This window comes from Winogradskyella sp. UBA3174, from assembly GCF_002364335.1.
Taxonomy (GTDB): Bacteria; Bacteroidota; Bacteroidia; order Flavobacteriales; family Flavobacteriaceae; genus Winogradskyella.
Map to the genome: position 1 here is coordinate 1 of NZ_DEXW01000084.1, position 6,257 is coordinate 6,257.

Genomic DNA, 6,257 nt, shown 5'->3' on the forward strand with positions numbered 1-6,257 from the left:
ATTAATTATACACCGTGTTGTAGGTAGTTATTCTTCTGTTTTTTTCTTCGAATCGATTAACTCAATTAACTTTGTCAGAGATGATTTAATTTTGTCAGACTCACTCTTTTTAAGCATCAATTCCGCTTTCTTTTTCATTCCGCTATAATTTGCGTCAGGATAAAGTTCAATCAGTTGTTTAAAGTACTTATCTATTCCGTCAGCAAGTTTAGTTTTTCCTTTTTCAGAAAATGCTTTTTCTTCGTTTATCTCATCCAAATAAATAATATAATTGCCAATTAAAGTGCTAATGTTTGAGTTAATAACATTCTTGACTCTTGAAGAGTTTGGGTCGTCTGCACTTTCATTTATTTCGTCATTTCCTAATTTAAAATAGTCAAGTTGCAAACTCAAACCATATTGCCAAACAGCCAACATTTCTATGTCATAAACATACATATCCTTTCGGTCAGTTGCTTGGTAAATTTGATGCATATCCTTCCAACGCTCAAAGAATTCGGTTGCAACTGCATTCCGATGTTTTACACCTAATTCATTGTCTTTAAGGACTACTTTAAAATTTTGTTCGTCCGTTAATTTTTCAACGATTATTCTTTGTTTTGGGTTATCAAAAGTTGGTTTCTTTTCATCGTCTTCATAACCAAATCTCAAATTAAGGATTACATCTTTATAGTCTGTTGTATCCCAATATCTTTTATCTAATGGGTATTCATTTTTCTCTGTTTTACAATTAGTTAATGTTAGGAAAACTAACGCTACAAGAATATATTTAATTTTAGTCATCAATTATAATTTTTGGGTTTTCGTATTGGTTTAGCGAAGTTAATAAACTATCAACTTCTTTCTCGTATCTTTTTTGTTCACTAAATACATAGCTGTGAAAAGTATTGTAATCATACTCTTTTTGAAATGCTCTTTCTTTTGTTTTTACATCTTTTATTATTCCCTCGATTTTGTTTTCATCGAAAGCTTTTAAATCAGATATCTCTTGTTTTGCTTTTCGAGCAAACAATTCTGTAATTTTGATGTGATACTTTTCGTGGGTTAAGAGTTCTGTACTATTCGTATTTTTTTTATAAACGAAAGAGCGAGAAGGATAGAATAATGATTGTACAGTTACAGAATTATCATCAATATCACTATCTATTGAAGTAACAACATAAGCAAATCGTTCGTTACCATAAAGTGACTTTTTGAAAAATTCTAATCCCCTAAAATTCTCAAATGTGATTTGGTCGTAGTTGTCAAAAGTCATAGGTTTTTCGTAATTCAAGTAGTTTGTATGACTCAAAACTCCAAACGAAATTGAAGTTAAAATTAGAATTAAAAAACTGTATTTCGTAAAGCGTAATAATCTTTTTAGCAGTTTTTTATTCTCCTCTTTTCGTTCTTTTAATAATAAATATAATTGATAAAATACTGGCGAAAAGTAAAGCAGTACAATCAGTATAATTATTAATTTTTCATTCATTCGTAAAGATTGGTTTTAATTACCTACAACGTCTCCGTATATGAGAAGTAGCATTCAAAAATGCTATTAATTTTCAAATTAGTAATAAAGATAGCAGAAAAGAACAAAACAATGAGTTAAGTTCTTAGCTGCTATTTTTTATATACATTGTTGTGGTTAGTTTTTTATTACACTTTAATCATAACTATATCAATCGGAATATTGTAATTATCTGGTTCTGTGTCAGACCTTAATCCAATCAAAGGCTCTACTTTCCATTCTGCCATTATTGGGCAGGTTGAGCACGTCTGAGGCAGTAATGTAAAACCTAGACTTCCTTTTTTAAATTTACGTTCAGTAGGCCCATTTTCGTAATTTATACTATTGTCATCAATTTGAGCATACATTAAATTACCATCATTTGAGCCACCAAATATTGCATGTCTCCAATGAAAATCTGTGCCTGGTTCGTAATAGTCTGACTCATATAAGATAGTCTCTACACCATTATTTATGTCTATCAGCCAATAATCACCTTTTAAGTCATTTCCGTCTTCATAAATAGTAATTCTAAAAATTTGATTATTTTCTTGATACTCCCAAGTACCAATAAAAGGTGTATGATTTGGGTTTTGCGCTATTATCTGTTGTGATTTACAAGATAATAAGAGTAAAATCAGTAATGTGTATATTGAATTTTTCATAATGTTTATTTTTTTAGTTACAAGTATAGTCGCGTTCTATTTCTCCGTTTTTTAATCGTATTTTTCTAAATGAAGTAAAAGATGATTCTCCAAACTGTGTGCTAGAAGCATCGAAAAGGGTGAAACCTGCATCAGCCTCATCCATAAAATTTAAAAATTCTTTGAGTACATCTTCGGGTTCAGTATCTGTGTTTTTAATCTTAACATTGGGATTTTTAGGGTCAAAATATTCTTTAAATAAAGGCTGGTAAGCTTCTTGAGACGCATAGAATCTATCTTTATTTTGTAAGGCTTGAACAGGGTCACCCATTACGTCAGATACATTATCAAATAATTGAGAGTAAAACAAATCAACGAATTTCGTAGGATTGTTAATGGTCAACGCATATTGTGTTCCTTTTTTTGTAGTCAAAAATGCAACAAAACCATTTGTAATTTTACCATTATTAATGATACGTGCAATTTCGGTTAAATCAGTTGGTGAAAAAACAGATAATGTTCCGTCTCCAATATTTGGATGTGTATGGACAAAAGCTTTGTACTTGTTTGTGGGATTACTTTGTATAGCTACACTAGGATTATCAGCTGTTCCAATTCTTTCGTCTAAAGCAGTTTCATTTTCAAAAGAACTTACAGATTTTTCCTTGTCTAAATTTAAGTTAGGTTGTCCAGATAGTTCAGTAAGTTTATTTTTAAAAGCTTGGTTTTCTGAAGCATTAATAAAATCTGTTATTTTTTTGCATTCTTTCCTTTTTCCCAAATCTTCTAAGCAATCCCCATTATCATCTTCAATATTATTCTTTCCTTCTATATTGTTTGTGCCGCCATCACAAGGTTTTGTTGGGACTGTGGAAGCACCACCACTTCCAGTTCCACCACCACCAGTATCTCCATCTCCAATAGAAGTACCGCCACCAGTAGAATCACCTGCATCTATAGTCTCAGGGCAAGGACCATACTCTAGAGATACCCAATAGGTCCAAGAAGTACATAGTAAAAGATTAGGATAATCTTCCTTATCTTGTGGTGAGTGATTTTCACGATAATTACATTCCCACTCTCCAGAACTTCCCGTAACACAGAGACCAGATGTTTTTGAAAAAAGATCATCAATTGCTAAGAAATCATTATCAATCAATTTTACATGACCTGTAAAAGGTTGGCTTGTGTCTGCCAACCATTCTATGGAAGGGTGGTACTCTAAAAAATCTGATTTTGTAATTTCCCCTTGGTCATCTACTTGTACTATTAGATTATAAAATTCATCTCCTTGAGTATCTGTATAAATCTTAAAAGTTTAAAAATCAGCACTATCTTCTTGGACTAAAGTAATTTCGTCGGTTAGAATTAGTATACTCGAATCTGAATTTAATTTTTTAAGCTCAATAGAATCAGAGTTATTATTGATATCGAAATAACTTTTAAGCGTGTCGTAATATTTGTTTTTACTGATTTTAGAACTAAACTCGTTAAGGCTTACTTTTTTTACTTTTGTTTCCTATTTTATTTCTACTGGTAAAGATACGTCATCTTTGTTACAGTCATAGATTAGTAATGCAAGAATGAAAGGAATAATTCTTCTGTAAAGAATTCTGATTTTGTTTTGTTTCATACCGTTGGTTTTAAAGTTAATAATTTAAATTTATGCTTAGTTAATTTATTTTCAAATCACTAATGAGTAAACGATGTCTTTCGATTAGTTAAACTTATTCTTGGTTTGGTCAAATTAACCACAACGTTTTTGTATATGGTTTGTTGCGTGTTTCAAGCAACTAATTTAGTAAATAATTACCGACCAAGAAAGTCCGCGAGGATTTTCGTAAGTAGGCAAAAAGCCAGCAATAAATTATATACGGTGTTAGCTGTCTGGGCTTTCTTTTGGTTCTGCTGATAACGTTTACAAATGTGTAAGGCTTTATGCGTTTGTTATTCAGTTTGTCAATTGTGCAATTAATTTGCAATTCAATTCAGACTATGAAAAGCACTTGCTCCTTTTTGTCCACTAGCTTTTAATTACAACTACATCTTAAATAAAAATATAACCCTAAAAGACAAATAATAATAAAAAAATATAAAGGAAAAATTGTAATCGATTTAAAAACATTCCAATAACTAAAAGAACCACCTTTATATAAAGTAGGGTTCATTAAAAAAACTTTAGTTGTCTTTTTTTCTGCTTGAGCAGTAATATCGCAAATATCATTATATATGCCTCTAAACTTTCTTTCTAATTGAAGATAATACGCATCTAAAAACCAAAACAGAAGCACAATAGGTACTGGTGTAATAATAAATAAAACTTTTGAATTTGAAGCATAAATACCTAAAAAAGCAGCTACAAATGTAACTGTTAAGCTTTTAATCTGAAATGAATTTACACCCATTCGTGTAATTACAGCTTGTACAAATTCTCTGTGTTGTGATTCTTTCATTGCGTTTAATTATTTAATGTTTTTAATTTTATAAAGCACATCTAAAGAGTGTGATTCTTTTTTATTTACACCTTCATAGATAGAAAGCCAGTTTTGTAAGTCTTCTTTTGATAGATTAATTAAATGCGAAGTATCAGTCTCGTATGAAGGATTAAAGCTTTCATTCAAATGACTGTACATTCTAACAGATTCTTGTGCTTTAATTAAGTTGGTTTGTTGTCGTCTTTGTTTTTTTTGTATTATTTTAGATAAGAACAACTCATTATAAATCCAAGGAGATTCAGTTGTTTCTGTATGAGTCATTTTCTTTAAATCAATAGAATTTGGGGTTTCAAAAAACATTAAACACTCTGTTCTATCAATCATATCAGATAATGCATTTATCAACATCATATGAACGTGACTTGTTGTAAAATTTCTTTTTTCATAAGAATATGTTTTTTTTATTTTATCATAACAATATGCATTATCTATTTTTTTTAATAGATTGTTTATGTTGCCCCAAATGTTATAATCAATAAAAACATCTAAATTGAATTTGTTTTTTGCCCAACCAGCAAATTGCTTAGCTTTATCTATATCTTTGTGAGAGTGTGAAAGAAAGATGTCAGATTTTACTTTAGGAAACCATTCTTCTTGTATTTTTGAACCATTGATGTGTTTATTATCTTCAAATTTATCTTTTAAAACTAAATCAACTTCTTTTTTATATTTAGTAGAAATAGAATCTCCCATAGTTTTATCATATATATTGAAACTTATATTTTCTAAAGAACTTTTATTTATTTTAAATTTACTGTACATTTTTACTTTTCTTTTTAAATCATCTGTACTCTATTCGACTTTTATTCATTTGCTTGTGTCTCGGCAAAAATCAAATGAGTAATTTATTTGTGTGGCTAGTTTTTCGCCTTGCAGCTAACGTTTATGTGTAAGAATATTTGCGGGTTTGTATGCGAGGGTTTCCCGAAGGAAAATTATTTGTAGCAAACACGCAATTACCACTGTTTAAGCACTAAACCGCAATTATTTTTATACGGTGTTGTGCGTTCGTACTTTTATTCGGTTGGCATTGGTTCGTTACTACTCCACATACCATAAATAGCCATCCACTTTCCTTCCTTATTTAGTTCAAGTATTTCTGTATATTTCCCAACTTCAACTATTGTATCATTTTTCGCTCCGTGAAACCGCATTGTAAACGTTCCAATTTCGTATCCTGAATTACCTACACTTTTAGCATCAATCGTTTTCACGGTTGCATCAATAATTCCGGCATCAATAGCTCCTTGCCAATATGCTTGAATGTTGGCGCGTCCAGTAACAATAGGTTCATTTGGCGGAAGTATAGAAGCATTCTCGTCATAAACAATGGCAGCAGCCACAGCATCTTTTGCTGTTAATGCTTTTGCAAAATCTCGGTTCATTTGTCCGAGTTCTTCTATAGTGGCAGATTTGGAAATTTCTTCTTTTTCAGGTTTTTTATTTTCTTGTTTACAGCCCAATGTGGTTGCTAAAACAACTGTGATAATAAGTGTAAAAATTTTAGATGTAGTTTTCATTTTGATTAGGTTATTATAATTGCCTACTCTCGTTGGTTTTCGGCTATCCCATTTTTTTTCAGTTAATTTGTCATTTTAGCGTATGACGCACAACGTGATGTGTATGGTT

The 6,257-nt window shown here is 30.7% G+C and carries 7 protein-coding genes; all 7 read right to left on the reverse strand.

What is annotated here, in order from left to right; translation table 11 throughout:
* Positions 1-27 precede the first annotated feature (27 nt).
* The 7 genes from B2U95_RS15800 to B2U95_RS15830 all read right to left on the reverse strand — a co-directional run bounded on the left by B2U95_RS15800 (position 28) and on the right by B2U95_RS15830 (position 6,148).
* Positions 28-783, reverse strand: a complete 756-nt coding sequence (locus tag B2U95_RS15800; RefSeq protein WP_296317862.1) for a hypothetical protein — start codon at positions 781-783, stop codon at positions 28-30.
* Positions 776-1,471: a hypothetical protein gene (locus B2U95_RS15805; RefSeq protein WP_296317864.1), complete on the reverse strand. Its 696-nt coding sequence runs from the start codon at positions 1,469-1,471 to the stop codon at positions 776-778. The genes B2U95_RS15800 and B2U95_RS15805 overlap by 8 nt, the downstream gene beginning before the upstream one ends.
* A 167-nt stretch (positions 1,472-1,638) precedes the next feature.
* Entirely contained in the window at positions 1,639-2,154 is a 516-nt protein-coding gene (locus tag B2U95_RS15810; protein WP_296317866.1) for a DUF6705 family protein, read from the reverse strand.
* A 13-nt stretch (positions 2,155-2,167) separates the two neighbouring features.
* Entirely contained in the window at positions 2,168-3,331 is a 1,164-nt protein-coding gene (locus tag B2U95_RS15815; protein WP_296317868.1) for a hypothetical protein, read from the reverse strand.
* 832 nt (positions 3,332-4,163) lie between these two features.
* Positions 4,164-4,586 carry a hypothetical protein gene (locus B2U95_RS15820; protein WP_296317870.1) on the reverse strand — a complete coding sequence of 141 codons (423 nt, stop codon included), beginning with the start codon at positions 4,584-4,586 and terminating at the stop codon, positions 4,164-4,166.
* A 9-nt stretch (positions 4,587-4,595) separates the two neighbouring features.
* Complete coding sequence (locus tag B2U95_RS15825) at positions 4,596-5,390, reverse strand: hypothetical protein (protein ID WP_296317873.1); 795 nt, start codon at positions 5,388-5,390, stop codon at positions 4,596-4,598.
* Positions 5,391-5,644: 254 nt separating this feature from the next.
* Positions 5,645-6,148 carry a YybH family protein gene (locus tag B2U95_RS15830; protein WP_296317875.1) on the reverse strand — a complete coding sequence of 168 codons (504 nt, stop codon included), beginning with the start codon at positions 6,146-6,148 and terminating at the stop codon, positions 5,645-5,647.
* Positions 6,149-6,257 lie beyond the last annotated feature (109 nt).

What these genes read in the sequence shown, in the direction of transcription:
- B2U95_RS15810 (WP_296317866.1), bottom strand. Translation starts at nt 2,154, where the DNA reads ATGAAAAATTCAATATACACATTACTGATTTTACTCTTATTATCTTGT.
- B2U95_RS15805 (WP_296317864.1), bottom strand. Translation starts at nt 1,471, where the DNA reads ATGAATGAAAAATTAATAATTATACTGATTGTACTGCTTTACTTTTCG.
- B2U95_RS15825 (WP_296317873.1), bottom strand. Translation starts at nt 5,390, where the DNA reads ATGTACAGTAAATTTAAAATAAATAAAAGTTCTTTAGAAAATATAAGT.
- B2U95_RS15800 (WP_296317862.1), bottom strand. Translation starts at nt 783, where the DNA reads ATGACTAAAATTAAATATATTCTTGTAGCGTTAGTTTTCCTAACATTA.
- B2U95_RS15830 (WP_296317875.1), bottom strand. Translation starts at nt 6,148, where the DNA reads ATGAAAACTACATCTAAAATTTTTACACTTATTATCACAGTTGTTTTA.
- B2U95_RS15820 (WP_296317870.1), bottom strand. Translation starts at nt 4,586, where the DNA reads ATGAAAGAATCACAACACAGAGAATTTGTACAAGCTGTAATTACACGA.